Raw genomic sequence first — 24,755 nt, 5'->3', positions numbered from 1 at the left:
GTCACTTAAAAAGATAAAAATGTATAGTTTGACCCCGTCATTATGACCACTACAACCATAGAACTCGATTTATTTCAGGAGAACATCAAACACCTTTCAACTAATGAGATCGGAAATTTTATTGCTATCACCTCCAGGAACAGAGTTATAATCTCTGGCGCAGAAACACCATTAGAGCCAGGAGTTGATATCTTAATGGCTAGAATCATTGATGAAGAAAAAATTTTAATTGTACTTGATCGTCCAACCTCTATAGAAAATGCTTTAATCATTGATTATACAGGGAAGCCTTTTGTAAAATTTAATATTGGAACTTCAATTAACGATATTAAGATAAATGGTAAAAAAATAATAGTCTCGTATTTTGATGAAGGTGTTTTACAAGGTGATAAACCTGACTGTGATGCATTGGCTGTATTCAATCTTAATGGGAAACAGGTTTTTGGTTTTAATTCAAGTAATTTACAAGACCAGCTTATCGATTGCTATTGTGTTGCCAATTTGGGAAATGGGAAAATAGTTTTTAATGGTTATGGAAATTTTTCTTTGCAGGAATTGGATGTAGGCACTTTCAATCTTGTCAGTTATGAAATTCCATCTGCTTGCAGAGGTGCTCAATCTGTATCTGCAAAAGCGGACAATATTGTATTTCATTCAACCTATAAAGACAAAACTAGTTTTCTTGTCTGGAATCTACATTCGGGGGAGCTCAGTCAAATAAGTTCTGAATTTAAAAATGCTCAGCCTACTGAAAATGGATGTTTTTACCAAGTCTATAAAAAATCATTTATAATCATTAATCCATTGGAATTTTAAATTTTGTGGATAAGTCTTATACTGTATTTCAGAGAATCCACAGAACAACTATTAAATTATTGATTTTAAATAATTTAAAATAATATCATTCAGTTATCCACATCTTTAAATAGTTGTGGATAACTTTTAACAATCCAATTTACCCTTGTGGATAAAGTATGGATAAGTTTTTTCAGCTAGTAAAAAAATCTTATAACTATCTATATCTCTATAATTTACAATACTTATTTATTTTTTAGAGATTTCCACAATAGAAAACCATGTGGATAAGTTCTGTGGATAAGTTATCCACAATTTTTAGGTCTTACTTTTCATTAATTCCATCTCAATAATTCTAAATAACCAATATTTATTCATCAATTATTATGAATATTTTTTATAAATTGCATTATAAACAAATCACCAATGAAAGAAATAATTTACATAAGTAAATTAAATTCAGTAAATTAAAAACATATTTACAAAAAACAACATTAATATAATGAAAATATAATCTACCATTTCTGAATGCTCACTTAAAAATCAACAAACACAAAAAAGTATAAACCTGAAAATAGTATTATACATCATGATGAAAAAGTTATCCACAATGAAAAATACAATAACCCAATACCCTCATTCAAATGACAACAACAGACATCATGGAAAACATCATCCCTTACCTTGGGGAAGCAGCACCGTACATTTCAATTCCTGAAAACTGTATTTTCAGAAATCATAAGATCGAGACAGAAATAAGTGAATGGAATTTTGAGAATGAAAATTATGCCCAACTGATCAAATTATTATTTTCATTAGGAAGTCTCAGCCTGTATAAAGCTCTTAATGATGAGAGTAAAGAAAAAATTTATTTCCTTGGCGAAAAAATCAGGATCAGAAAATTATCATATGATGAACCAAAATCAGTAATTATCGCCAGCGAAAGCATTCTTGAATCTGATAGAAAAGGCAAATCTCACATTCATATAAGAGACAACTATTCCAAAGAGCTGCTTTATTCTGCAGAGCTGGATTACTATATTATCACCCGTGAAGCATTCGAACTTTTTTATAAAGATCTGCTCAGTACAGTTCCGGTAGAATATCATGACAAAAATCTTCCCGAGAGTAAAATAATCAATACAGAAAAGCCTCATCATTTTACGATTTCAACAGAACCTTTTACTCCTAATCAATGCAAAGGGCATTTTGAAAATCACCCTATTGTACCATTCGTGTTTATAACTCAATGTATTTTAAATGAAACATTTAATTTTCTTGGTAAGGAAATGTCATACGAAATAGAAAGTTTTGAAGGGTACGCCTCTAATGCACTACCAACAGGAATCATTTTCCTGACCGAAGTCTTTCACCAACGATATTTAAAAAATCTTTTTTATTTCAAATGTGAGGTCAGCGACACTTCCGGAAATCCGTATGGAGTGGTTATTTTTACTATCAAATCGAAAAAATAAACTATCAGGTAAAACTGCATCATGGTAGTGTTTACTTATTCGTCGTTTATGACTGATAAAAACATTGTCTTTATAAGCCTTTTCGTACATTAGACTTTACAATACAATAGACCAATACACTCAATTTCATATGGAAAAATACACAATATCATCAGACGCTCAGAAAATTCACTATAAAGAATCCGGAAGTGGAAGTACTACGTTAATTTTCATCCACGGATGGCTCGGGAATACAGAATGGTGGGCAGGCCAGCAAAAATATTTCAGCAGTCAATATCATATTGTACAATTGGATCTTGCGGGGCATGGAAAATCAGATGCTTCAAGGCAGGAATGGACAAGTGAAAGATATGCTGATGATATTAAAGCGGTCGCTGATGCTGTTAACACACAGGAAATAATTCTTGTAGGACATTCGATGTCCGGAGCTTATGTTCTGGAAGCTTCATTAAAAATATCAAAAGTAAAAGCTATAATTCTGATCGATACATTGAAAAACCTGGACGAATCCTTTACCCAGGAACAAACTGAAGAGGTACTTTCCCAATACAGAAAGGATTTCAAATACACTGTAGAAAACATTTTGCCTCAATTTTTATTTGCTGAAGGAACACCTCGTACTGTAAAAGAAAGGGTACAGCATGAATTTCTTCATAACGAACCTGAATTGGCAATCAATGCGCTCCGGCCTTTATATAAAACAGACTTCAAGGCTTTCGCAAAACAGGTTCAAGTGCCCGTTATAGCCATCAATTCTGATGCTTCTCCTACTGATATTGAAGCTAACCGCAAATATTTAAAAGACTATGATTATGTTACCATTGAAGGTGTTGGACATTATCCTATGCTGGAAAAACCTGATGAATTCAATACTATTCTTGATGGAGTTATCCAAAAACTAATATAATATTTAAAGATGCAGAATACCAGAATCTTTGCAACAGCATTCTCCAGTGTTTATCCCCATTACATTCAAAAAGCCGAAAAAAAGGACGTACCAAAGAAGAGGTACATGAAATCATATTCTGGCTGACCGGATATAATGAAAATAAGCTGCAAGAAATATTAGATCATAAAACTGATTTTAAAACTTTCTTTGAGCAGGCTCCACAGATCAACCCCAATGTAGCTTTGATAAAAGGTGTCATTTGTGGATATCGTGTGGAAGAAATAGAGAACGAACTAATGCGAAATATCCGTTATCTGGATAAGCTGATCGATGAATTAGCGAAAGGGAAGAAGATGGAAAAAATACTAAGAACAACCTAAAGATATCAATTCAAAAAGAATCATTTTATAAATATAACTGAAACACTTCCCCATTTCAAAAAACTTCCCGAAATTAGTGGTCTGTGCGTTAAATACTATTCAATGAAATAAAAATTTAAATTAGAACATACAGCAAAACTTAGTATAAGTTTTCTTCGGGGCAGGGTGAAATTCCCTACCGGCGGTTACAGTCCGCGACTCCTTTCTTATGAAAGGACTGATCTGGTGAAATTCCGGAACCGACAGTTAAAGTCTGGATGGGAGAAGAAAATGAGATGACCAATAAGATTCCTTATGGACTCTTGTTGTGTTGTATTTCATTTCCATGTACCGAAGAGTATTTTAACTTTTAAAAGTAAAATAACATGGAAAAATTATTAGAAAAATTCGGAGCTACCTCCAGAGAACGTGTAGAAAAAGCACTTCAGACATTACAAAAGGGAAAAGGTATTCTTTTAGTAGATGACGAAAATCGCGAAAACGAAGGCGATATCATCTTTCCCGCTTCCACTATTACAGAACAGGACATGGCACTGCTGATCCGCGAATGCAGCGGTATTGTATGCTTGTGTATTTCTGAGGAAAAAAGCCGACACCTCAACCTTCGTCCGATGGTGGAAAACAACAATTCAAAAAATCAAACTGCATTCACCATTTCTATTGAAGCCAGAGAAGGTGTGGAATCAGGTGTTTCTGCAAAAGATCGTGTAACAACAATCAGAACAGCTGTAGCATCAGGTGCACAGGCAGAGCATATTGCAAGCCCCGGACATGTTTTCCCACTGATTGCAAGAGAAGGTGGAGTATTTGAAAGACGCGGCCATACTGAAGGCAGCGTAGACCTTGTAAAAATGGCCAACCTGGGTGACGATGCTGTACTTTGTGAACTGACGAATGAAGACGGTTCTATGGCAAGACTTCCGGAGATTGTTGATTTTGCCATCAAAAAAGGGATGAGTGTAGTGACTATCGAAGATATTTACGCTTACCGTAAAATGGCAATAAGCAATTAAACATAAACTTTTTTAACGCACAGACCGCCTGTTGATCCGATCAACAGGCGTTTTTGTTAAAAATTTAACTAAAAACTCATTAATTTGATAATTGAATACTATTTTTTATTTACTTTTAACAAAAAATTTTGACTATGAAAAAATCTTTATTCCTTTTATTAGGAGCATCTGCGATGTTTTCTGCGCAGATCACACTTACAAAAACAGCCAATGACCCTATTTCAGGAAACGTTGTCAATTATAATAACACAGCTGGCACCGTAGACAACTCTGCAACAGGACCAAACACAACATTTTCAAATGGAGGTCTTACGATGGGAGCAGCATCACAAACAACCTATTCAACTCCTACTGCCACTGAAATAGCAACTTTCCCGGGTTCTACTCTTAAAATGGTAGATGGCGCAACAACAGTTTACTATAAAGCCTCTTCAGCTAAACTGGAAATCACAGGAATGGTAAATCCACAGGCAACTTTAAACTTTAGTGTGGACAACGGTACTCATATTAATTACCCAACAACTTACGGACCGGCTCAAAACGATACTGCCAAAGGTACTTTCTCCTCATCTTCTGCGAGTGGACTGTTTAGCGGTACAATGACTGCCATTGCTGATGCATACGGAACTTTAATTATAGGTAATCAAACATACAGCAATGTTCTTAGAGTAAAATTCACACAGAATCTTAATCTATATTCATCACTGGATGTTACTTATTCTAACCCTATCGGAGCAATAGTCAATACAGCCTATTCTTATTACGATGCTTCTCACAGATATGCACTGCTTAATTCTACAAGTGGAAACATCAGCATTCCACTATTAAGCATCAACCAGAATGTAAAAACTACATTTGCATTAAGTGAAACATTCCTGGCCGTGAACAATGCAGTGAAAAAAGAAAACTTAGTGGTGTATCCAAACCCTGCTCAGGATTTTATCGGTTTCAAAGGAAATACGGATAATTATTCTAAAGCAAACATTTACAGTCTGGACGGCAAATTGGTTAAAACTTCAGATGTAAAATCTGGAAACATACAGATCTCAGATCTTCCTCCAGCATCTTATTTCATTGAGATCAGTGGAAAAAATGCCGCAGAAACAAAGAATACAAAATTCATCAAGAAATAATACAAACAAATCCCCGCTCCAATGAGCGGGGATTTGTTTTGTAAGGAAGCAGGAGGATGGAGGTTGGATATATACTCCCATCCTCCTGCTTCCCTCTTTCCACCTAAAACCAACTCTTAAAAAGTAGCTGCGGGAGCAGTTTCGTTATTAAGCTTTCGTTGAATTTCTGTCTTTTTTCCTTTTGAGAAATCATAACTCAGCCCTAATACAAACATCGATTTATTGTTCATAATCTGTGTATGAATTTTATAGTCTACCAGACTTTCCGGCAAACTTTTCGTTTTGTATTCTGAAGGCATTCCTATCCAGTACATTCCTGTGGAAAATGTCCAGTTTTTATGTTTATAGCTTACAAAAATATTATTCTGATTTTCATTCGTATTAAGGAATGCGCCATTGAGACTATATACCGGGATATTGAACTGATACTGAACGGAAAAAGATTTGTATTCTGAAGAAAGCGAGAAATAATTTCCTAAATAATTATTTTTTATCAAAGCACCTTTACTTGTTCTTACAGTTTCAGAAGTAGGTGTGATCACTGCTTTTATGACCAATAAACTGCTCCCAAAAGGTTTATAAGAACCGGTAAGCTGTACTCCATATCGCTGTCCGTTTTTTCCATTTTCATAAGTCAGTGCATATCCATTCAATGCCTCATCCTGAACGTAATACTGGTTGATTACCCTGTTGGTATATCGGTAAAATAAACCTGCATTAAAATCAAAATACTTATTATTAAAAGAATAGGTCAGATTATTAGAAAAGATTTGTTGGGATTTTAAAAAGGGATTTCCCCGTTGAACAATATTAGGAGCCAATTGCACCACATTACTACTTAAAGCGTTACTCCAGGGACTTACAGGATTATAACTTGCTGTAAAACGAACGTTCTGATTATTTTTAATCTGATAAGCTAAAATAACCTTTGGAGTAAAAGTCCATTCATCAAAAGTATTTTCTGCACTTTTGTTGTGAATATTGGTAAGGCCAGCTCCAATACGATAACTTAATCTGTCTGCTTTCCCAGCAAATTCGGTGTAAAAATACTGTTCCAGATAACTGACACTGTATTGGGAATATCCGGCAAGGTTATTCAGATCATTGGAAATAGAAGATCTCGAAATTCGGTATCCCGATGAAAGCTTTCCCGCTGTAAAATCATGAGCATGTGCCAGTTCTCCTACCAGACTCGTCTGCTTGGCTTTCAATACCATATCATTATCATATACCGATAATCCTGAACCTACAATCCATTCTTTGGCCGTTTCTGTAGTATTGGTAGTATAATGAGAGCCTACAACATTAATACTCAACTCATCTTTTTCCCCAATCTTTTTTGAATAATAAAGATCCAGCTTAGGGATTACATAATCTGAACCATTATTTTTGAACATATTGTGCTCTTCATTCAGATTATCCTCAGTAAAAACACTCTGCCCAACTCCTTTTGAAAATCTGCTGAAAATATCCATATTCAGTTTAGCCTGAAAAGCGTAATCATCAGGAACAAGCCTGGTATAGCGTAACGCAATATTCTGAAAAGTATATCCGAAATGATCTTTTCTATTTTCATCAGACCGGTAATGCTTCCCGTTCAGCTGATAATCATAGATACTATTGACCCTTCTCTCATTATAATCTCTAAAATTCAGGGAATATTCCAGTCCGAAATTATTCTTTCCTTTTGTATAATCTGCATAGGCAGAACCATTCACAAATCCTGTATTCAAGGCTGTGGAAACATCAGCTCCGAACACATACCCTGTTTCTGTAGATCTTGTCAGAATATTCACTACCGTATCTGCTCTTGTTGCCCATCTTGCAGGTGGAATATCATAATACTCTACCTTTACAACCTCACTGGGTGCAATACTTCGGATCTGCATATCAGTAGCTTCAATCCCGTTGATAAGAAATAGTGTAGTTCCCCCTTTCGTACTGGTAATGGTATTAGCTACCGGATCCAGTTGTAATTCCGGAAGGCTACGGAGCAAGTCTTTTGCGTATCGTGCTTTTTCCAGTGCTTCTTTATCAAAGGTATAAACAGCTTTATCTGCAAACTGTTTTTTACGTTGTGATTTCAGAATAACTTCCTGAATCTCTTTAATGACCACTGCATCAACTGTATCATTTTTCTTCTCCTGTGAAAACACAAAGACGCCGCAAAGAAAGAAGATGGTATATATAGTTTTTTTCATATCTGAAGATGAATTATACAATTAAAACAATCAATTCTCAATGTTTGTTACATTTGTAATGGCAAACCGATTAAAAAATCATCAATCTGTTTTCTTTAAAAAACTTTAATTATTATGTTAAATTCAGCCCGTTTTTTGCTGGTATTTCTTACATCACAAAATATAGAGTCATGAAAAAAGCAGTCCTATTAATTCCATGCTTCCTGTTTTCTTTTCTGAGAGCTCAGGAAATTCAGAACAGCCAGGCAGAAAAGATGAATATCATCAAGACCAATGTCACGGCTTATGCATTCAGAAATATCAATCTGTCTTATGAAAGAGCTATCAACCAATGGTTTTCTGTGAACATTGGCTTTGGAACGATGACAGAAGGTAAAGTACCTTTTATCAATGCTTTTCTGAAAGATGAAGATGAAAAAAGATTCCAGAATCTAAGAGTAAAAGCGACTAATTTTACCATAGAGCCAAGGTTTTATATTGGACAAGGTTATGGAAAAGGTTTTTATTTTGCTCCTTATTACCGGTATTCAAGTGTGACGTCCAATACTTTTGATTTTTATTATGATTATAATAGTCCAAATGGAGTGACTTATCCAATCCCACTTAAAGGACATGGAGATACCAAAGGAAATAGTGGAGGTTTAATGGTTGGTGTACAGTTCTTTCTGACCAGAAGCAAGAATCTTGTATTGGATTTCTGGATCGCAGGCGCCCACTACGGAAGCGGAAAAGGAGATTTTACCATGACCTCAGATTATGTATTAACCCCGGATATGCAGGCACAGCTTAAAAAAGAAATTGAAAATCTGGATATTCCTTTTGTAAAATATACGGTAGAAACCAATGCCAATGGCGCCAGAATAAAAGTAGACGGACCTTGGGTAGGCTTCAGAAGCGGGCTTTCGATTGGATATAGATTTTAAAGACTCACTTTTATACACTATGAAACCGCTCTTTTCCAGAGCGGTTTGCTTTTTCCTGAAATTTGTATCTTGGATCCCATTATTAAAAAACTTTTCAGGAAAACAACATTGTATGGACTCAACAGCTATTACCACAGGTCAAAGAATCAAAGCCATTATAGGTGGATCTATCGGAAATCTTGTTGAATGGTATGACTGGTATGCATATGCAGCCTTTGCCATTTATTTCTCCCATTCTTTTTTCCCTGATTCTGATTTGAATGCACAACTGATGAATACCGCAGGAATATTTGCCGTAGGTTTTCTGATGCGTCCTATCGGCGGATGGCTGTTCGGAAGTATTGCAGATAAAATCGGAAGAAAAAAAGCTATGACACTTTCTGTTTTGTTGATGTCTTTCGGATCTTTACTGATTGCCCTTACTCCTACTTATCAATCTATAGGTATTCTTGCTCCTATATTGCTTTTACTGGCAAGATTACTTCAGGGATTAAGTGTGGGTGGTGAATACGGAGTTTCCGCAACTTACCTCAGCGAAATGGCGACTCAGGACAGAAGAGGATTTTATTCAAGTTTTCAATATGTCACTTTGATTGGCGGACAGCTTATAGCATTAGGAATTCAGCTTATTTTACAAAAACTATTACTCACAGAAGCTCAGCTGGAAGAATGGGGCTGGAGAATTCCTTTTGTAATTGGGGCACTCCTTTCTATTATTGCATTATATCTTCGGGCGAATCTTCACGAAACAGAAGCTTTTGAAAATAAAAAGACAGTCAGCGAAAAGAAAAAAGGAACCGTAAAAGAACTTATGAAACATCCAAAAGCTCTGCTTACCGTTGTGGGGCTGACTTTAGGAGGAACGCTGGCATTTTACACCTATACAACTTATATGCAGAAATTTCTGGTGAATACGGTACATCTTACCAAGGAAGAGTCTACTTTAGTTTCTTTCATTTCGTTATTTATTTTCGCCTGCCTTCAGCCTGTATTTGGTGGATTATCAGACAAGATCGGAAGAAGGCCGCTTCTTTTAGGTTTTGGTGTTCTGGGAACCTTATGCACCGTTCCGCTTCTTACAGCATTGAGTGCAACGACGTCCATTTGGACTGCATTTTTCCTGATTATGGCAGCATTAATTATTGTCAGCGGCTATACATCCATTAATGCCGTCGTAAAAGCTGAACTGTTTCCTTCCGAAATCAGAGCACTGGGTGTAGGTTTACCTTATGCCATTACCGTAGCTGTATTTGGAGGAACTGCAGAATATATTGCACTTTGGTTTAAAAAGATTGGATCTGAAGAATATTTTTACTGGTATATTACCGGTTGTATTCTTTTTTCTCTGATTGTTTATGTTGGAATGAAAGACACCAAGAAAACTTCTACACTGGATAAAGACTAATATCAGAAATACTATAAAAATCGAGCGCCACAGAAAATCTGTGGCGCTCGTTCTATTTTTTAATGATAGGCCTGTTTAAATTTTTCAATCATACTATCCAGATTGTGACGCTGGACGTAGATACTTTTTACCTCTTCATACCTCGGTGATTTGTAGAAAACCTCGTGGAAATCCATACTACCGTTTCCTACTTTTACAACTTTCTGTACTTCGATATTCAACTTTCTTAATTCGTCTTTGAAGACTTTAAATTCATCTTGGATACTACTGCTCATTAATATTTATAGTTTTTTAGTTAAAAATTCCATTCACCCCTTCAAATGTTAGGGGTAACCTCTCAAATTCCGAATAAAGTTAGTAAATTTATTGACACAAAGTAACACTTTGATAATATTTTATTATTTTTTTTACAAATAGTAAGTCGATATTATTCGATTGATGCATATTTCGTATTTTTAACTTCAAAAAAAATTGTAACAACCCTATACAAACCATGAATAATAAAGCATTTTTCTCTTTATTCTTTTTACTACTGCTTACTTTCCTGCATGGTCAGAAAATGGAATTTAAAGCACCGGATTATGTGGAAATTCAAAAAAATATTGAGGATAAAAATTCAGAATTTTATTATCCAAAACTTTTAAAGAGGTTAAAACAGAACGATACCCTTCTTACCAGCAATCAATATCGTCATCTTTACTTCGGATATACCTTCCAAAAAGAGTATCAGCCTTATAAAACGGGAAAGAAGTCTGAAGAAGTTGCCAAATATTATCGTGGAGAAGGTATTTCACAAAAAGATCTTTCGAAGGGAATCCAGTTATTTTTGGGCGCGCTAGATGAAAATCCGCTGGATCTTAGGGCCATGAATTATCTCGCCTATTTGTATCATTTAAACAATGATGACGCCACTGCTGAAAAAATTGCAGGAAATTTCCACGGATTATTAAATGCCATTCTTACCTCGGGTGATGGATTAACCTGTGAAACAGGCTTTCATGTAATTACCGTAACAGATGAGTATGCCCTTTTAAACAGATTTCAAATGGAAACAAAATCACAAAGTCTGAAAGGAAAATGTGACTATCAGGAATTTGAAAAGGGCAAATACAAAGTTCCTGGATTTTATTTTGACATCAGCAGATTCTATGGAAGGATATTAGATTAATAATTTCCTGATATTGTATTCATTATTTCATCACGTTTTACTATTCAAAAATAACCGATATCAATTTTTATAAAAATAAATTTCATATGATTTTACCCTAAACAAAAGGGGTTGGAAGGAGGAGAAATATTTTTTTCAAAAAAAATTTAAATCTTGTGTAACATTTTTTTAAGGTTCGTCTCTAAAAGACAAATAAACTTTAAAACTTTAGAAATCATGAAAAAATTCACATTCCTTTTGATTATCATGTTATTTTTTTAGCAGTATGCAATATATTCGGTCAACAAACAACTTATCCTTTTGAAGTAAAGAAAACCGGAAAAGGAAATCAATCTTTACTATTCATTCCGGGATTTGCATCTTCGGGAGATGTTTGGAATGAAACCACTGCAAAGTTTGAAAAAGATTTCACCTGTTATACTTTAACGATGGCTGGATTTGCCGGAACAAAACCACAGGCAGATGCCAGCTTTAAAGACTGGGAAAAAGAAATAGCTGCTTACATCAAAAATAATAAAATAGACAAACCTATTCTCATCGGACACAGTATGGGAGGCGGTCTTGCCTTAGCTATAGCAGCCGACTATCCCGAACTTGTAGGTAAAATTATTATTGTAGACACATTACCCTGCCTGGCGGCCTTATCTGATCCTAATTTTACTTCTAAAGAAAAAAATGACTGCTCGGCTACTATAACTCAGTTAACAGCTATGAATGATGAACAGTTCCGAAAAATGCAGACTCAGGCTATGCCACGTCTCTTAGCAGATACTTCGATGCAGGAAACCGTGATCAATTGGAGCATGAAATCTGACCGAAAAACATTTGCTAAAATGTACTGCGATTTTTACAATACCGATCTCAGAGAAAAAATAAAAACCATCCAATGTCCTTCTCTTATTCTTCTGGAATCCTTTTTTGTTAACCTTAAACCCACTATTGAAGGGCAATACAAAAATTTAAAGAATGCCAATATGCAGTATGCTTCAAAAGGATTACATTTCATTATGTACGATGATAAGGATTGGTATTTTAGCCAGCTTAACAACTTTTTATCTGCGAAATAATGGTTTTCGAAGAGATATACGAACTCTACTGGCAAAGGATATTCCGGTTATGTATGGGATATGTGAATGATACTGAACTCGCTCAGGATCTTGCCCAGGAGACATTTATTATAGTCTGGCAGCAGCTCCCGAAATTCAGGAATGAATCCAGCATAGGGACATGGATTTTCAGAATAGCTTCTAACAACTGTCTCCGGCAGATTGAAAAGGAAAAGAAATTTGCCAAAACAGATTTACCCATCAACCTGGAAGAAAAAAAACAGGAATCTATGGAACCTCAGATTCAAATGCTCTATCAGTTTATTTCAGAGTTGCCTGAAACAGACAGAATTATTATTTCATTGGAACTGGAAGAGATAAGGCAGGCTGAAATAGCCCATATAGTAGGACTTTCAGAGTCTAATATCAGAGTAAAGATTCACAGGATAAAAGAAAAACTAACGCAAAAGTTTAAAGACAATGGATACTAATATCGATTTCAAAAATATATGGAAGCAGCAAACTTCAAACAAACCCAATCTGGAAGAACTTCTCGGAAAACTGAAAAAATTCAGAAACCAGAACCTTCGCAAATTGATTCTCGCCAATGTAGCTTTAGTCACTACCTCCATATTAATTGCTTTTATCTGGTACATTTACCAGCCTCAAATGATCACTACAAAAATTGGAATTGTACTTGTTATTCTGGCTATGGTCATCTTTCTTCTGGCCTATAACAAAATGTTTATGATATTTTATAAGATTGATCAGACCCAAACGAACAGTGAATATCTTCAAAGTTTATATGTGGTAAAAAGCAAACAGAAATGGATAGAGACTACGATACTCAATCTGTATTTTATGATGCTCTTTCTAGGAATTTGTTTGTATATGTATGAATACACATCGAGGATGTCCTTTGGTTTTGGTATTCTAACCTATGTTATAACATGTGCATGGATCGCTTTCAACTGGTTTTACCTGAGGCCACGAACCATAAAGAAACAGCAGAGAAAACTTAACGAATTAATTAATAAATTTGAAGAGATCAATAATCAATTAAAAGAATCATGATTTCTTCTGACAACAAAAACCACTGGGAAAATGTATATGAAACCAAAAATCCTGATCAGGTAAGCTGGACCCAGAAAAAACCGCAGACCTCGCTTGACTTTATTCTTTCTTCAGGATTGGGAAAAGATGCCAGCATTATTGATATTGGTGGTGGAGACAGTAACCTTGTTGATTTTCTTCTTGAAGAAGGATACGAAAATATTACAGTGCTTGATATCTCTGCCAAATCTCTGGAAAAAGCAAAGAAAAGACTGGGAGATGCAGCCGGTAAAGTAAAATGGATTGTCACAGATATTACGGCCTTCGAACCTACAGAAACCTATGACATCTGGCATGACAGAGCTGCTTTTCACTTCCTGACAACTTCGGAGCAGGTCTCAAAATACATCGATATTGCAGAAAAGAATGTGAATAACTTTATGATCCTCGGAACTTTTTCGAAAAACGGTCCTACGAAATGCAGTGGATTGGATATTCAGCAGTATGATGAAGAATCATTATCCGAAAAATTTGAAAAAAGTTTTAAAAAAGTAAACTGTATTACTGAAGATCACACCACTCCTTTTGACACTGTTCAAAATTTTGTATTCTGCAGTTTTAAAAAGCAGTAATGAATTGTATATAGTTAATTAAATAAAAAAAAGAGAGTCATTTCTGGCTCTCTTTTTTGTTTATCTCATTTCAAAGGAATGGTTTCTCTCTGATTATGACTCTTTTTCTTCTTGCATTTCCACTTCATGGCGAAGCTGAGCTTTGTAAAGCGTCGCATAATATCCGTTCTTATCCAGAAGTTCAAGATGCTTCCCTTCTTCTACGATTTTACCATGTTCCATTACAATAATCTTATCAGCTTTTTCAATGGTAGAAAGTCTGTGGGCAATAATAATGGAAGTTCTGTTTTTGGTAATTTTTTCCGTTGCTCTCTGAATAAGCTTTTCACTTTCATGATCAATGGAAGACGTAGCTTCATCCAGAATTAAAATTTTCGGATCTGATAAATAGGCTCTCAGAAAAGACAAGAGTTGTCTCTGTCCTAAAGAAATAGACGAACCTCTCTCGCTCACTACATAATCATATCCGCCAGGAAGCTGCTGAATGAAATCATCAACTTCAATTTCTCTGGCTCCTGCTTTTATTTTCTCCAAGGTAATACTGTCGTCCCCAAAAGCAAGGTTTTCAAAAATACTTCCGTGGAAGAGGAATACATCCTGCAATACTACTCCGATATGACTTCTGAGATTATAAAGCTCATAATCTTTTAAATCCACATCATCAATCAGAATATTTCCGGAGTTGATATCATATAATCTTGTAATCAAACTGATAATAGTAGATTTTCCGGCACCTGTTGCTCCTACAATCGCTACAGTTTCTCCCGGGTTTACTTTGAAATCAATTCCTTTCAGCACTTCCTGCTTTTCATCATATGCAAAGTGTACTTTCTGGAATTCAATTTTTCCGGCAAAATGATCTTTCTTCACCGTTCCGTTATTAGGCATTGAGTTTTCCTCATCCATTAATCCCAATACTCTTTCTGCTCCTACAATTCCTCGCTGGATATTATTAAAACGGTCTGCAATCTGTCTCAAAGGACGGATCAGCATTGAAATATACTGGATAAAGGCAATCACCACACCGGCACTGATCGTAATATAGCCTCCGTAGAAAAGGATAAAACCGATGAATAGTGAAGAAATAAGTTCTACTACAGGAAAGAACAGTGAGAAAATAAACACAGTTCTCAGCAATGCTCCCTTCAGCGTAATATTAATATCATCGAACTTTTTGAACTCAGATTCCTGTCTGTTGAAGACCTGAATGATCGACATCCCTGCCAGTCTTTCCTGAACAAATGAGTTTTGATTGGCCGTCCAGTTTCTTTCATCGCCGAAAGCTTTTTTCAGTCTTTTCTGAAAGAATCTTGTAATTACCACCATTAAAGGTAAAATAGCTAACGTAATATAACTCAGGTGAACATTGGTGCTGAACATCATCACCAATACAAACAGAATTCTCAGAATATCTCCGAATACCATCAGGAAACCGTCTGTATATACTGTTGCAATGGTTTCCACATCACCTACGGCACGCGTCACCAACTGCCCGATAGGTGTTTTGTCAAAAAATGAAGTTTTGAAATAAATCAGTTTAGCATATAAACGCTCTCTGATATCCCTGATCACATTTTGCGAGATAAAATTTGAAAAATAAACCAGGAAAAAGTTTAATACAGTTTCAGCAAACACCAATCCCACAAGGAAGTAGATGTGTTTCATCATCAAAGCTTTATCGTGCAGCTTTGTAATATCATTATCCACCACCTGCATGGTAAGATAAGGTCTGTAAGTAGAAACGATGGAAAGGAATATGGAAATGATAAGGGTAAGGATGAACCAAGAACGAAATTTCATTCCGATAAAGAACAGCCTTTTTATAATTCCCCAGGTATCTTGTTTTTTCATTGTACGAATCGAAAGAAAGAATTAAAATAAAATTCTATGCAAAAATAAGACATTATAATCGGACTGCCTTTACAACTTTTGCAAATCGTCATAGAAAATATCAGATACTTACCATTTACAATATGAATAGATTAAGTATTCTTTTGTATCCAGCCTAAAACATATTCTGCTACTTCTTCCCAATTTTTCTCTCCACAGATGAAATGACTTCTCCCTGCAAACTCTTTAAAATCTACAATGCTTCCCGGATCTTTGTAAGCCCCTGCTATTTTCTTTGAAAATGCTGCCGGGAAAATATGATCATTAGAGCCTGCAATGAACAGCAGCGGTTGATGGGGTTTCTTTAAATCTAATTTTGCAGAAGCTTTAAACAAAGGATCTTTTGCCAATTTTCTACTTTCAGGAACTGCTACTGTCTCGTAAAGCCTGTCACTTTCTTCCTTTGAATAATTATTGAAAAAAGCTTTGTGATACCATTCTTTTGTTCCCATATATGGACTGTTTCCTTTGAAGAAATTCACTACAGGCCAAACAATTTTAATGGTAGAAAAAGGAGCCATGATATTTTTCGGAGGAGCACCGTCAATACTTATACCAGCTGCTGCTTTTCCCATGTCAATCAGCTTCTGAACCATAAGTCCTCCAAAAGAATGTCCGATAACAATAGGCTTTTCGGGAAGACTGTCAATCAGTTTCACAAGATTGTCCACGGTATCGTCAAAACCGACATGTCTTAATTCTCCGGGAATATTATTTTTTAAGTATACGGGATCCCCTCCATGTCCCGGATTTGAGGGTGTATGTACAGTATATCCCTGCGCTTCAAAATAAGTTTTCCATTCTTTCCAGCTTGTATTATTCACAAATAACCCATGAATGAATACGATCGTTTTTGTTTTCATAATTTTCACTTTTTTGTTTTGTTAAATTGATGAAACAAATTTCTGCAGATAAAATGACGAAAACTTTAACCCAGGTTAAAATCGCACTATTTGCCTGAAATTCTTTTTCTTATCCTGCTCAGAGAAGGTCCCTGAATCCCTAGATAAGAAGAAATATGATACAGCGGAACATTACTGAAAATATCCGGATGCTCTTTCATCAGATCCAGATAACGTTCTTCCGGAGACTTTAATAAAAATCCTTCTACCCTTGTCATGGTAACGTTAAATGCTGCCTGTGCCAGAAGTCTCCCAAATTTTTCCCATTGATGCGACTGCTGGTAAAGAGAAATAAGATCTGCATGCCGGATAAAAATAATAGAAGCATTCGTAAGGGCCTGTGTAAAATAATCACATGGGATCTGATTGAGAAAACTTTTAAAAGAAACTACAAAACCATTGGCCGAATAAAGAAAAACATTCTTTTCTTCACCCGTATCTCCATTGATGACATAAGAACGAAAAACTCCATCGACAATAAATCCTAAATAAGAACAGACGTTTCCCTGAAGATTATAAAATTCTCCTTTTTTATATTCTTTTGGAAACCAAAAATTTTCAGACAGTCTGAAATCTTCTTCTGAAAGTCCAGCAAAATGATATAATGCGAAGGCTAATTTATCAATTTCAGTCATGGCTATTTTTTTAGTATTTCTTACAGTATTTAAAAATAATCTTAATTTCCGATACTAAAAAAAGAAATCTTACTGATCAATAGTCTTCCCTATCTCTTCAATTTCGATGGTCTTTGCCGGTCTTTCTTTTATAAATTTATTTTCAAGGAATTTATAAACTCCCCAAACGGCAACAATAGAGATGAGCCAACCTACAATATTCACTCCGGAAAAGCCTGTATAATTTACATTATCTACGGACTCAGGATCTGTTATTCCCAAATACACACCGTAACCCATACCTAATACAATCTGGGTTCCCAGATAAATTCCAATAGCTAAAACACCGTATTGCCATTTTGTTTTTCCAAATCTTTCTGCCAGCTGGCCATAATATCGATAGGCACCGATAAGAATAAAAATTGATAACATGATTATTATTTTGTTTTTAGTTTTTTTATTTAAAATTCATACCCTACATCTACCAGATACAGCCCGTGTCCCGGCGCTGAGGTACCTGCAGCATTGCGGTTTTTGTCTTCAATTACTTTACGAAGATCTTCCGGTTTCAGTTTTCCTGTTCCTATTTCTACCATCGTTCCGACAATTGCGCGAACCATATTCCTCAGAAAACGATTGGCAGAAACGGTAAATTTCAATTCCGTTCCGTTCTGTTCCCACTCTGCTTTATAAATTTTACAGATATTGGTCTTGTTGTCTGTTTTTAACTTGGCAAAACTGGTGAAATCTTCATATTCAAAAAGAATCTTACAGGCCTCATTCATCGCATCCACATCCAGACCTCTTTTCCAGTGCTGCCATGCAGATTCCTGAGTGAAGGGATTTTTTTCCAATGAGATAAAATATTCGTAGGTTCTGTACGTGGCATCAAAACGGGCATGAAAATCATCTTTTACCGGAAAAATTTTTTTAATGGAAATATCAGGAGGAAGAAAACTGTTCAGTCTTCTTACAAGCTGATCATCCAATTCTTTTTCCGTATCAAAATGGGCAAATATTTTTTTAGCATGAACGCCTGTATCGGTTCTTCCTGCTCCTGTAGTTTTTATCTCTTCGCGCAAAATGGTAGACAGCGCTTTTTCCAGTTCTTCTTGCACAGAAATGGCATCCGGCTGTATCTGGTAGCCGAAATAATTCTTTCCGTTGTAAGAAAATTCAATAAAGTATCTCAATGTATTGTAATAACTCCACAAAAATACTTTAATTTAACGAAATATTTGTCGAAAAGTCTTCGAGAATATTACATCAATGCTTATGAAAATTCCTATTTTTGCAATCGTATGAAAAGATGGTACCTTTATCCTTTTTCCCTCGGTTATCATTTGGTAACGGGTATCCGGAACACAATGTATGATCTGGGAGTTTTTAAGTCGACAAAATTCAAGACACCGATAATCAATGTCGGAAACCTTTCTGTGGGCGGAAGCGGGAAGTCACCCATGGTGATGTATCTTGCTCAATTCTTATCCAAACATTACAGAACAGGAGTACTTTCACGTGGTTACGGAAGGCTTACCAAAGGTTATGAAGTAACAAATTACGAAAGCAACTACAAAATGGTGGGTGATGAAGCAATGCAGCTTTTTGAACGTTTTAAAAACCGTTTTGTCATTGCCGTTTCCGAAGAACGTGTTCCCGGAGCCAAAAAAGTAATTGACGATATGGATCTTGAAGTTCTTGTATTGGATGATGCCATGCAGCACAGAGCCATCAAAGCCGGATTCAATATTCTGATGACCGATTTCAGTGATCCTTTTTTCAAGGATTATCTTCTTCCTGCCGGAGATCTTAGAGAATCAAGAGCCGGATATAAAAGGGCCGACATCATTATGGTCAGCAAATGCCCTGATGAACTGACGGAGGAAACAAAAAGGTATTATATATCAAGAATACGACCTTCTTACGGACAGAAAGTATTCTTTTCATCCATCGGTTATGACGAAAATGTCTACGGAAAAGATAAAATGCTTCCGGATAATAACCTGAATTATTATGATATTTTACTGATCACCGGAATTGCGAATCCAAAACCGCTTCTGGAACATCTGGCAAAATTCTCAAAAAGAGTAAAGCATTTAAAATTCAGAGATCATCACAATTTCACGGATGATGATATTAAAAAAATCCTTGCCGAGTATAAAAAATTAGGGGAATATAAACTGATATTAACCACAGAGAAAGACTATGTACGTCTGAAAACTTTTGACTATCTTAGAGAAATTGTTTACTACTGGCCTATCAATGTATTGATTGATAAGAAAGAAGAATTCAATCAAATCATCTTAGATTATGTTAGAAAAAATTAAAGAAACTGCAGATTTTATTAAAAATATTATTCAGCAAACCCCTGATTTTGCAGTTGTTTTAGGATCCGGACTTGGTAAATTACAAAATGAAATAGAACCGATCCATGTTTTAGAGTACAAAGACATTCCTCATTTTCCACAGACTACAGTGGCCGGACATACCGGAAAACTGATTTACGGAATTCTGGAAGGGAAAAAAGTACTGATGATGAGCGGACGTTTCCATTATTATGAGGGACATTCTATGGAAACGGTGACATTCCCCATAAGAGTTTTTCATTTGCTGGGAATTCAAAACCTTATTCTTTCCAATGCCTGTGGTGGTGTAAACCCAGCTTACAATGTTGCAGACATCGTTATTCTGAAAGATCATATCAACATGATGCCTGAGCATCCTTTACGTGGGAAAAATATAGATGAGCTCGGACCTCGTTTTGTAGATATGAGCGAACCTTACAACAAAAAATGATTGCCACAGCGGAAAAGGCTGCTGCTGACCACCAGATTAAAATTCATCAGGGAGTTTATGTAGCGCTACAAGGACCAACTTTTGAAACTCCTGCCGAATATGGAATGATTAAAGCCATCGGCGGTGATATGGTAGGAATGAGTACCGTTCCCGAAGTTATTGTTGCTAGACATATGGAAATGGATGTTTTCTGTATCTCTGTGATCACGGATCTTGGCGGGCCGGATGTAGCTTTTGCCGTTTCTCACGAAGAGGTTCTGAATGCAGCCAACAAAGCAATGCCCAACGTAATTGCCGTTGTGAAAGGCTTGATTAAAAACTATCAGTAAAAAACTTCAATCAGAAATATTACAACTGAAGGCGTAACATTCCCCTCCCACGCAGGGTTGGCAAAAATTTAAAGAATTTTTGACGGGGTGGTTTTCATACTCCCACTCTCCCATCCCATAGAATCCATCAATATTATAAATTTTTCCTAATTCCAGGAGAAATCAATCTCAGATTGCAATTCATTGTTTAGATTTGTACAAATGAAATTGTACGAGATGAGAAAGTTGATACTAATTTTTATGATAGGTATTTTTGGAATAAGCTATTCACAAAAAGTGCCTGCCGTCCTTAAAACGGGATTTTCAAAAGAAGCTTTACAGCAGAAACTGGAAGATGAAAATGGAAAAACCATTACCATCAAACAGATTTTGGCTCAGCATAAAGGAAAAGTTTTAGTGATTGATTTTTGGGCAGGATGGTGTAGAGATTGCTTAAATGCACTTCCAAAAGCCAAAGAATTAGAAGAAAATAATAAGAATATTGATTTTGTATTTCTGTCATTGGACCGTTCAAAAGAAGGGTTTGAAAAAAGTCTGGAAAGATTTGATATGAAAGACAAAGAAAACTATTGGTTTTCTACAGGCTGGAAGAACGATTTCAATAATTATGTAGATCTAAACTGGATCCCGAGATATATGGTGATTGATCAGAAATCTTCCATTGCAAAATATTATGCAATATCTCCTGAAGACCCTGAACTTCAACAAACCATAGACAAGCTTTTAAAATAATTATTATTTATCTAATCCGAAAAAACATAAAAAACTCATTGAAAACCAAAAACTTTCAGTGGGTTTCAAATTTTATACCCATAGCACCATGATTACAAGAGAAGCCACAGAACAGGATTTAGCAATCCTTTTAGAATTTGAACAGGGAGTTGTTACTGCCGAAAGACCGTTCAACAGTACATTGATTGAAGGAGAGATTCATTATTACGATTTAAAACATCTGATACAATCTCCCGAAGCAACCGTAATTGTTGCCGAAGAAAATAATGAAATCATTGCATCAGGATATGCTCTGATTAAGAAAGCGGCAAAAGATTATTATCAGTTTAAAGAATATGCCTATCTCGGTTTTATGTATGTAAAGCCCCAACACAGGGGAAAAGGAATCAATAAAGTCATTACTGATGAACTCATTTCCTGGTCAAAATCACAGGGAATCAATGAGGTAAGACTTGATGTGTATGCACAAAATGAATCTGCCATAAAAGCGTATGAAAAGGCAGGTTTTGAACCTCATCTTCTTACCATGAGACTGAAGGCTTAAAAGGCGGAAGAAAGAAGATGGGAAATGGAAGTAATCTTAGTACGTTGAATAATCTGTTATTTTTTTAAATTAATTTTCAATAAACAGGTCATCAATTTCCATATCATACTTATTAACCTCCGGCCTCCTGCTACAAACTTTTATAAAAAACTTACCTTCTACAAAAAATTTACCGTCAATAAAGGAATCCATATCTTTGTATATGGATTTTTCTTTGCCTCTTCGTAAAATTATTCATGTGGATATGGATGCATTCTATGCTTCTGTGGAGCAACATGATAATCCCACACTGAAAGGCAAGCCCATCGCCGTAGGAGGACAACACCGTGGTGTAGTGGCAGCCGCAAGCTATGAAGCCAGAAAATTTGGTGTTCGTTCTGCAATGCCCAGCAAAACAGCCAAAGAAAAATGTCCGCAGCTTATTTTTGTTCCTCCCCGATTTGCCCGATACAAAGAGATCTCCAAAAAAATCCGGGAAATTTTCTATGAATATACTGATCTGGTAGAACCTCTGTCTCTGGATGAAGCTTATCTGGATGTCACCGAAAATAAAAAAGGTATGGAATCTGCGAATCTGATCGCCAAAGAAATCCGTCAGAAAATTTTTGAACAGACCGGATTAACAGCTTCTGCAGGAATTTCCGTCAATAAGTTTTTAGCTAAAGTAGCTTCCGACATTAATAAACCGAACGGCCAGAAAACCATTCATCCTGATAAAATGGAGCATTTTCTGGAAGAGCTGCCTGTAGAAAAATTTTACGGCGTTGGAAAGGTTACGGCTAACAAAATGTTTAGTTTAGGAATTTACAAAGGAAAAGATTTAAAAAAGAGATCACTTGAAGATCTGATAAGACTTTTTGGAAAATCCGGCCAGCACTATTATAATGTGGTTCGCGGAATTCATACTTCTGAAGTAAAACCTCATCGGATTCAGAAAAGTGTGGCTGTAGAAAGAACTTTTTTTGAAGATCTACTGGATGAACAACAGATCAATGAAAAACTGGAAAGTCTTGCAGAAGAAATTCATCAAAGGCTACAGAAAAATAATATTCTGGGTAGAACTTTAACGTTAAAAATAAAATACAAAGATTTCTCTCTTTTCACAAGAAGTATCACAAAGGAAGATTATTTTTCATCACCGGAACAGTATTATAACACCGGAAAAAAACTTTGGGAACTTCGTCCTTTTGATAAAGCTGTTCGTTTGCTCGGATTATCTCTCTCTCACCTGAATACAGAAGAAAAAAAGCAGGTTTCGGTTCAACTAAAAATTCCGTTTGAGGAATTTGAAAATGATTAAATCATATTTTTTTGCTACCTTGTATCAAACAAATCAGCAAATTTATGAACCCAACCATGATCCAGTTTTTCCACTGGTATTCTGAAGGAGACGGAAAATTGTGGAAAGAAGCCGAAAAACAGGCCGGATATTTAGCAAAACTTGGAATTACTTCTGTATGGTTTCCTCCTGCCTACAAAGGGACAAATGGCGGCTATTCCATCGGTTATGATGCCTACGACCTGTATGATCTCGGAGAATTTGATCAAAAGGGAACTCTTCCTACCAAATATGGTACTAAAAAAGATTACACAAAAGCCATTAAAGCCTTAAAGAAGCAAAATATACAGATCATTGTAGATATTGTTCTGGGACATAAAGCCGGAGGTGATGAGCTGGAGAAATTCAAGGTTGTCAAAGTAGATGAGGAAAACAGGGAAAAGGTGATTTCCGAAGTGATCGAAATAGAATCTTACACGAAATTTACCTTTCCGGGAAGAGGAAAAAATATTCAGATTTTGAGTGGAATTTCACCTGTTTCAGTGGTGTAGATTATGCTGAAGGGATGGATTCCCATATCTTCAAAATACAGTCAGAATACGGAAACGACTGGGAGGAAATGATTGATGATGAAAAAGGGAATTACGACTACCTGATGTATAATGACATTGAGCACCGGAATCCTTTTGTACGGGAAGAGCTTAATACCTGGGCAAAATGGTATTTTGATCAGACCGATTTTGATGGGGTAAGGCTTGATGCTTTAAAACATATTTCTTTTGATTTTTATAAAGAATGGCTCACACTGCTCCGTTCCAATTCCGGAAAAGATATTTTTGCTGTAGGAGAATACTGGGCTCCGGGATATCTTCATCTTCTTCAAAAGTATATTGAGGTCACGGAAGGCTGCATGAGTCTTTTCGACAGTTCTTTGCAAAATAACTTTCATACAGCTTCCAGAGAAGGTGATTCTTATGATCTCCGAAGAATTTTCGATGAAACTCTTACTCAGGCAGATCCTATGCATTCTGTAAGTTTAGTAGCCAATCATGACACTCAGCCATTACAGGATCTTGAAGCTCCCGTAGAACCTTGGTTCAAGCCAATTGCCTATGCCCTTATTTTATTGAGAAAAGACGGTTATCCCTGTGTATTTTACCCCGATCTTTATGGTGCTCATTATGTGGACAAAGACAGAGAAGGTAATGATCAGGAAATATTTATGCCAAAAGTAGATGGTATTGAAGAGCTATTAAAAGCGAGGAAGGATCATGCTTACGGTGAGCAGCATGATTATTTTGAAGATGCCAACTGTCTTGGCTGGGTACGTACAGGAGATGATGAACATACCGGATGTGTCGTAGTTTTAAGTAATAAGGATGCTTACAATAAGCCTATGGAAGTGGGAACGCTTTACGCTGGGAAAAAATTTAAAGATATTTTGAAACGATTCAAAGAGAAAGTAATGATTGATGAAAACGGCTGGGGAGATTTTCCTGCTCCGGCAGGAAATGTGAGTGTCTGGATTCCTGAATAAGATTAATTTATCAGAAACC

The 24,755-nt window shown here is 35.9% G+C and carries 25 protein-coding genes, 2 pseudogenes and 1 riboswitch; of the genes and pseudogenes, 20 read left to right on the top strand and 7 right to left on the bottom strand.

The features are described from left to right. The first annotated feature begins 42 nt into the window (after positions 1–42). From KBP46_RS18280 to KBP46_RS18255, 6 genes and pseudogenes are all read left to right on the top strand, one after another. Complete coding sequence (locus KBP46_RS18280; RefSeq protein ID WP_123279106.1) at positions 43–816, top strand: hypothetical protein; 774 nt, start codon at positions 43–45, stop codon at positions 814–816. Positions 817–1,439: 623 nt separating this feature from the next. Beyond that, a complete protein-coding gene (locus KBP46_RS18275) occupies positions 1,440–2,270 on the top strand; it encodes a hypothetical protein (RefSeq protein ID WP_148045386.1) in 831 nt (276 codons plus the stop codon). A gap of 130 nt (positions 2,271–2,400) precedes the next feature. Then, a complete protein-coding gene (locus KBP46_RS18270; protein WP_216443839.1) occupies positions 2,401–3,177 on the top strand; it encodes an alpha/beta fold hydrolase in 777 nt (258 codons plus the stop codon). A gap of 9 nt (positions 3,178–3,186) precedes the next feature. After that, positions 3,187–3,539, top strand: a pseudogene (locus KBP46_RS18265) (DUF2200 domain-containing protein). A gap of 147 nt (positions 3,540–3,686) precedes the next feature. After that, a riboswitch (FMN riboswitch) is annotated at positions 3,687–3,812 on the top strand. Positions 3,813–3,904: 92 nt separating this feature from the next. Continuing rightward, positions 3,905–4,552, top strand: a complete 648-nt coding sequence (gene ribB / locus KBP46_RS18260; protein ID WP_216443838.1) for a 3,4-dihydroxy-2-butanone-4-phosphate synthase — start codon at positions 3,905–3,907, stop codon at positions 4,550–4,552. Positions 4,553–4,686: 134 nt separating this feature from the next. Continuing rightward, positions 4,687–5,685, top strand: coding sequence for a T9SS type A sorting domain-containing protein (locus KBP46_RS18255; protein WP_062675855.1), 999 nt, complete (start codon positions 4,687–4,689; stop codon positions 5,683–5,685). A gap of 116 nt (positions 5,686–5,801) precedes the next feature. Here the strand turns inward: KBP46_RS18255 and KBP46_RS18250 are convergent, their stop codons facing one another. Then, positions 5,802–7,886 carry a TonB-dependent receptor gene (locus KBP46_RS18250; RefSeq protein WP_216443837.1) on the bottom strand — a complete coding sequence of 695 codons (2,085 nt, stop codon included), beginning with the start codon at positions 7,884–7,886 and terminating at the stop codon, positions 5,802–5,804. A gap of 170 nt (positions 7,887–8,056) precedes the next feature. On the opposite strand from KBP46_RS18250, the gene KBP46_RS18245 reads away from it, so the two are divergent. Then, on the top strand, positions 8,057–8,809 hold the full coding sequence (locus KBP46_RS18245) for a DUF3575 domain-containing protein (protein ID WP_216443836.1): 753 nt from the start codon (positions 8,057–8,059) through the stop codon (positions 8,807–8,809). Positions 8,810–8,921: 112 nt separating this feature from the next. Continuing rightward, positions 8,922–10,214, top strand: a complete 1,293-nt coding sequence (locus tag KBP46_RS18240) for an MFS transporter (RefSeq protein WP_216443835.1) — start codon at positions 8,922–8,924, stop codon at positions 10,212–10,214. Between the two features lie 59 nt (positions 10,215–10,273). On the opposite strand, the gene KBP46_RS18235 is transcribed toward KBP46_RS18240, so the two are convergent. Beyond that, on the bottom strand, positions 10,274–10,489 hold the full coding sequence (locus KBP46_RS18235; protein ID WP_034696179.1) for a hypothetical protein: 216 nt from the start codon (positions 10,487–10,489) through the stop codon (positions 10,274–10,276). 218 nt (positions 10,490–10,707) lie between these two features. Between KBP46_RS18235 and KBP46_RS18230 the strand changes: the two genes are divergently transcribed. From KBP46_RS18230 to KBP46_RS18210, 5 genes are all read left to right on the top strand, one after another. Continuing rightward, positions 10,708–11,382 (top strand): DUF4919 domain-containing protein, encoded by a 675-nt coding sequence (locus KBP46_RS18230; RefSeq protein ID WP_216443834.1) that lies wholly within the window; start codon positions 10,708–10,710, stop codon positions 11,380–11,382. Positions 11,383–11,606: 224 nt separating this feature from the next. After that, the gene (locus tag KBP46_RS18225) at positions 11,607–12,449 is read left to right on the top strand and encodes an alpha/beta fold hydrolase (protein ID WP_367397902.1); all 843 of its coding nucleotides are present in this window, start codon (positions 11,607–11,609) and stop codon (positions 12,447–12,449) included. After that, on the top strand, positions 12,449–12,919 hold the full coding sequence (locus KBP46_RS18220) for an RNA polymerase sigma factor (RefSeq protein WP_123279098.1): 471 nt from the start codon (positions 12,449–12,451) through the stop codon (positions 12,917–12,919). Before KBP46_RS18225 ends, KBP46_RS18220 begins: the two co-directional genes overlap by 1 nt. Further along, positions 12,909–13,502 carry a hypothetical protein gene (locus KBP46_RS18215; RefSeq protein ID WP_062675850.1) on the top strand — a complete coding sequence of 198 codons (594 nt, stop codon included), beginning with the start codon at positions 12,909–12,911 and terminating at the stop codon, positions 13,500–13,502. Before KBP46_RS18220 ends, KBP46_RS18215 begins: the two co-directional genes overlap by 11 nt. Next, positions 13,499–14,113: a class I SAM-dependent methyltransferase gene (locus KBP46_RS18210; protein ID WP_062675849.1), complete on the top strand. Its 615-nt coding sequence runs from the start codon at positions 13,499–13,501 to the stop codon at positions 14,111–14,113. The genes KBP46_RS18215 and KBP46_RS18210 overlap by 4 nt, the downstream gene beginning before the upstream one ends. A gap of 93 nt (positions 14,114–14,206) precedes the next feature. Here the strand turns inward: KBP46_RS18210 and KBP46_RS18205 are convergent, their stop codons facing one another. From KBP46_RS18205 to truA, 5 genes are all read right to left on the bottom strand, one after another. Further along, entirely contained in the window at positions 14,207–15,964 is a 1,758-nt protein-coding gene (locus KBP46_RS18205; protein WP_062675848.1) for an ABC transporter ATP-binding protein, read from the bottom strand. A gap of 131 nt (positions 15,965–16,095) precedes the next feature. Beyond that, a complete protein-coding gene (locus tag KBP46_RS18200; protein ID WP_202841419.1) occupies positions 16,096–16,866 on the bottom strand; it encodes a carboxylesterase in 771 nt (256 codons plus the stop codon). A gap of 86 nt (positions 16,867–16,952) precedes the next feature. After that, a complete protein-coding gene (locus KBP46_RS18195; protein WP_110008193.1) occupies positions 16,953–17,540 on the bottom strand; it encodes a Crp/Fnr family transcriptional regulator in 588 nt (195 codons plus the stop codon). Between the two features lie 69 nt (positions 17,541–17,609). After that, positions 17,610–17,951 (bottom strand): hypothetical protein, encoded by a 342-nt coding sequence (locus KBP46_RS18190; protein ID WP_216443833.1) that lies wholly within the window; start codon positions 17,949–17,951, stop codon positions 17,610–17,612. Between the two features lie 29 nt (positions 17,952–17,980). Then, on the bottom strand, positions 17,981–18,733 hold the full coding sequence (truA, locus tag KBP46_RS18185; RefSeq protein WP_253297080.1) for a tRNA pseudouridine(38-40) synthase TruA: 753 nt from the start codon (positions 18,731–18,733) through the stop codon (positions 17,981–17,983). An 87-nt stretch (positions 18,734–18,820) separates the two neighbouring features. Between truA and lpxK the strand changes: the two genes are divergently transcribed. From lpxK to amyA, 7 genes and pseudogenes are all read left to right on the top strand, one after another. Beyond that, complete coding sequence (gene lpxK, locus KBP46_RS18180; RefSeq protein WP_062675845.1) at positions 18,821–19,846, top strand: tetraacyldisaccharide 4'-kinase; 1,026 nt, start codon at positions 18,821–18,823, stop codon at positions 19,844–19,846. Further along, positions 19,830–20,644: pseudogene (locus KBP46_RS18175) on the top strand (purine-nucleoside phosphorylase). Before lpxK ends, KBP46_RS18175 begins: the two are co-directional and overlap by 17 nt. A 216-nt stretch (positions 20,645–20,860) precedes the next feature. Further along, positions 20,861–21,376 (top strand): thioredoxin family protein, encoded by a 516-nt coding sequence (locus KBP46_RS18170; protein ID WP_062675843.1) that lies wholly within the window; start codon positions 20,861–20,863, stop codon positions 21,374–21,376. Between the two features lie 88 nt (positions 21,377–21,464). Then, positions 21,465–21,920, top strand: a complete 456-nt coding sequence (locus tag KBP46_RS18165) for a GNAT family N-acetyltransferase (RefSeq protein ID WP_062675842.1) — start codon at positions 21,465–21,467, stop codon at positions 21,918–21,920. Positions 21,921–22,122: 202 nt separating this feature from the next. After that, complete coding sequence (gene dinB / locus KBP46_RS18160; RefSeq protein ID WP_062675841.1) at positions 22,123–23,220, top strand: DNA polymerase IV; 1,098 nt, start codon at positions 22,123–22,125, stop codon at positions 23,218–23,220. 44 nt (positions 23,221–23,264) lie between these two features. Then, positions 23,265–23,750, top strand: coding sequence for an alpha-amylase family glycosyl hydrolase (locus KBP46_RS23870; RefSeq protein WP_253297079.1), 486 nt, complete (start codon positions 23,265–23,267; stop codon positions 23,748–23,750). Beyond that, a complete protein-coding gene (amyA, locus tag KBP46_RS18155; RefSeq protein ID WP_367397901.1) occupies positions 23,669–24,736 on the top strand; it encodes an alpha-amylase in 1,068 nt (355 codons plus the stop codon). The genes KBP46_RS23870 and amyA overlap by 82 nt, the downstream gene beginning before the upstream one ends. The last annotated feature ends 19 nt before the right edge of the window (positions 24,737–24,755 follow it).

The sequence above is a fragment of the Chryseobacterium sp. PCH239 genome, from assembly GCF_018924625.1.
GTDB classification, from domain to species: domain Bacteria; phylum Bacteroidota; class Bacteroidia; order Flavobacteriales; family Weeksellaceae; genus Chryseobacterium; species Chryseobacterium cucumeris.
This window is presented reverse-complemented; position numbering and strand designations above follow the sequence as displayed.

Excerpts from the sequence above, each read along its gene's own strand:
- KBP46_RS18280 (WP_123279106.1), top strand. The coding sequence starts at position 43 with ATGACCACTACAACCATAGAACTCGATTTATTTCAGGAGAACATCAAA.
- KBP46_RS18275 (WP_148045386.1), top strand. The coding sequence starts at position 1,440 with ATGACAACAACAGACATCATGGAAAACATCATCCCTTACCTTGGGGAA.
- KBP46_RS18270 (WP_216443839.1), top strand. The coding sequence starts at position 2,401 with ATGGAAAAATACACAATATCATCAGACGCTCAGAAAATTCACTATAAA.
- ribB (WP_216443838.1), top strand. The coding sequence starts at position 3,905 with ATGGAAAAATTATTAGAAAAATTCGGAGCTACCTCCAGAGAACGTGTA.
- KBP46_RS18255 (WP_062675855.1), top strand. The coding sequence starts at position 4,687 with ATGAAAAAATCTTTATTCCTTTTATTAGGAGCATCTGCGATGTTTTCT.
- KBP46_RS18250 (WP_216443837.1), bottom strand. The coding sequence starts at position 7,886 with ATGAAAAAAACTATATATACCATCTTCTTTCTTTGCGGCGTCTTTGTG.
- KBP46_RS18245 (WP_216443836.1), top strand. The coding sequence starts at position 8,057 with ATGAAAAAAGCAGTCCTATTAATTCCATGCTTCCTGTTTTCTTTTCTG.
- KBP46_RS18240 (WP_216443835.1), top strand. The coding sequence starts at position 8,922 with ATGGACTCAACAGCTATTACCACAGGTCAAAGAATCAAAGCCATTATA.
- KBP46_RS18235 (WP_034696179.1), bottom strand. The coding sequence starts at position 10,489 with ATGAGCAGTAGTATCCAAGATGAATTTAAAGTCTTCAAAGACGAATTA.
- KBP46_RS18230 (WP_216443834.1), top strand. The coding sequence starts at position 10,708 with ATGAATAATAAAGCATTTTTCTCTTTATTCTTTTTACTACTGCTTACT.
- KBP46_RS18220 (WP_123279098.1), top strand. The coding sequence starts at position 12,449 with ATGGTTTTCGAAGAGATATACGAACTCTACTGGCAAAGGATATTCCGG.
- KBP46_RS18215 (WP_062675850.1), top strand. The coding sequence starts at position 12,909 with ATGGATACTAATATCGATTTCAAAAATATATGGAAGCAGCAAACTTCA.
- KBP46_RS18210 (WP_062675849.1), top strand. The coding sequence starts at position 13,499 with ATGATTTCTTCTGACAACAAAAACCACTGGGAAAATGTATATGAAACC.
- KBP46_RS18205 (WP_062675848.1), bottom strand. The coding sequence starts at position 15,964 with ATGAAAAAACAAGATACCTGGGGAATTATAAAAAGGCTGTTCTTTATC.
- KBP46_RS18200 (WP_202841419.1), bottom strand. The coding sequence starts at position 16,866 with ATGAAAACAAAAACGATCGTATTCATTCATGGGTTATTTGTGAATAAT.
- KBP46_RS18195 (WP_110008193.1), bottom strand. The coding sequence starts at position 17,540 with ATGACTGAAATTGATAAATTAGCCTTCGCATTATATCATTTTGCTGGA.
- KBP46_RS18190 (WP_216443833.1), bottom strand. The coding sequence starts at position 17,951 with ATGTTATCAATTTTTATTCTTATCGGTGCCTATCGATATTATGGCCAG.
- lpxK (WP_062675845.1), top strand. The coding sequence starts at position 18,821 with ATGAAAAGATGGTACCTTTATCCTTTTTCCCTCGGTTATCATTTGGTA.
- KBP46_RS18170 (WP_062675843.1), top strand. The coding sequence starts at position 20,861 with ATGAGAAAGTTGATACTAATTTTTATGATAGGTATTTTTGGAATAAGC.
- KBP46_RS18165 (WP_062675842.1), top strand. The coding sequence starts at position 21,465 with ATGATTACAAGAGAAGCCACAGAACAGGATTTAGCAATCCTTTTAGAA.
- dinB (WP_062675841.1), top strand. The coding sequence starts at position 22,123 with ATGGATTTTTCTTTGCCTCTTCGTAAAATTATTCATGTGGATATGGAT.
- KBP46_RS23870 (WP_253297079.1), top strand. The coding sequence starts at position 23,265 with ATGAACCCAACCATGATCCAGTTTTTCCACTGGTATTCTGAAGGAGAC.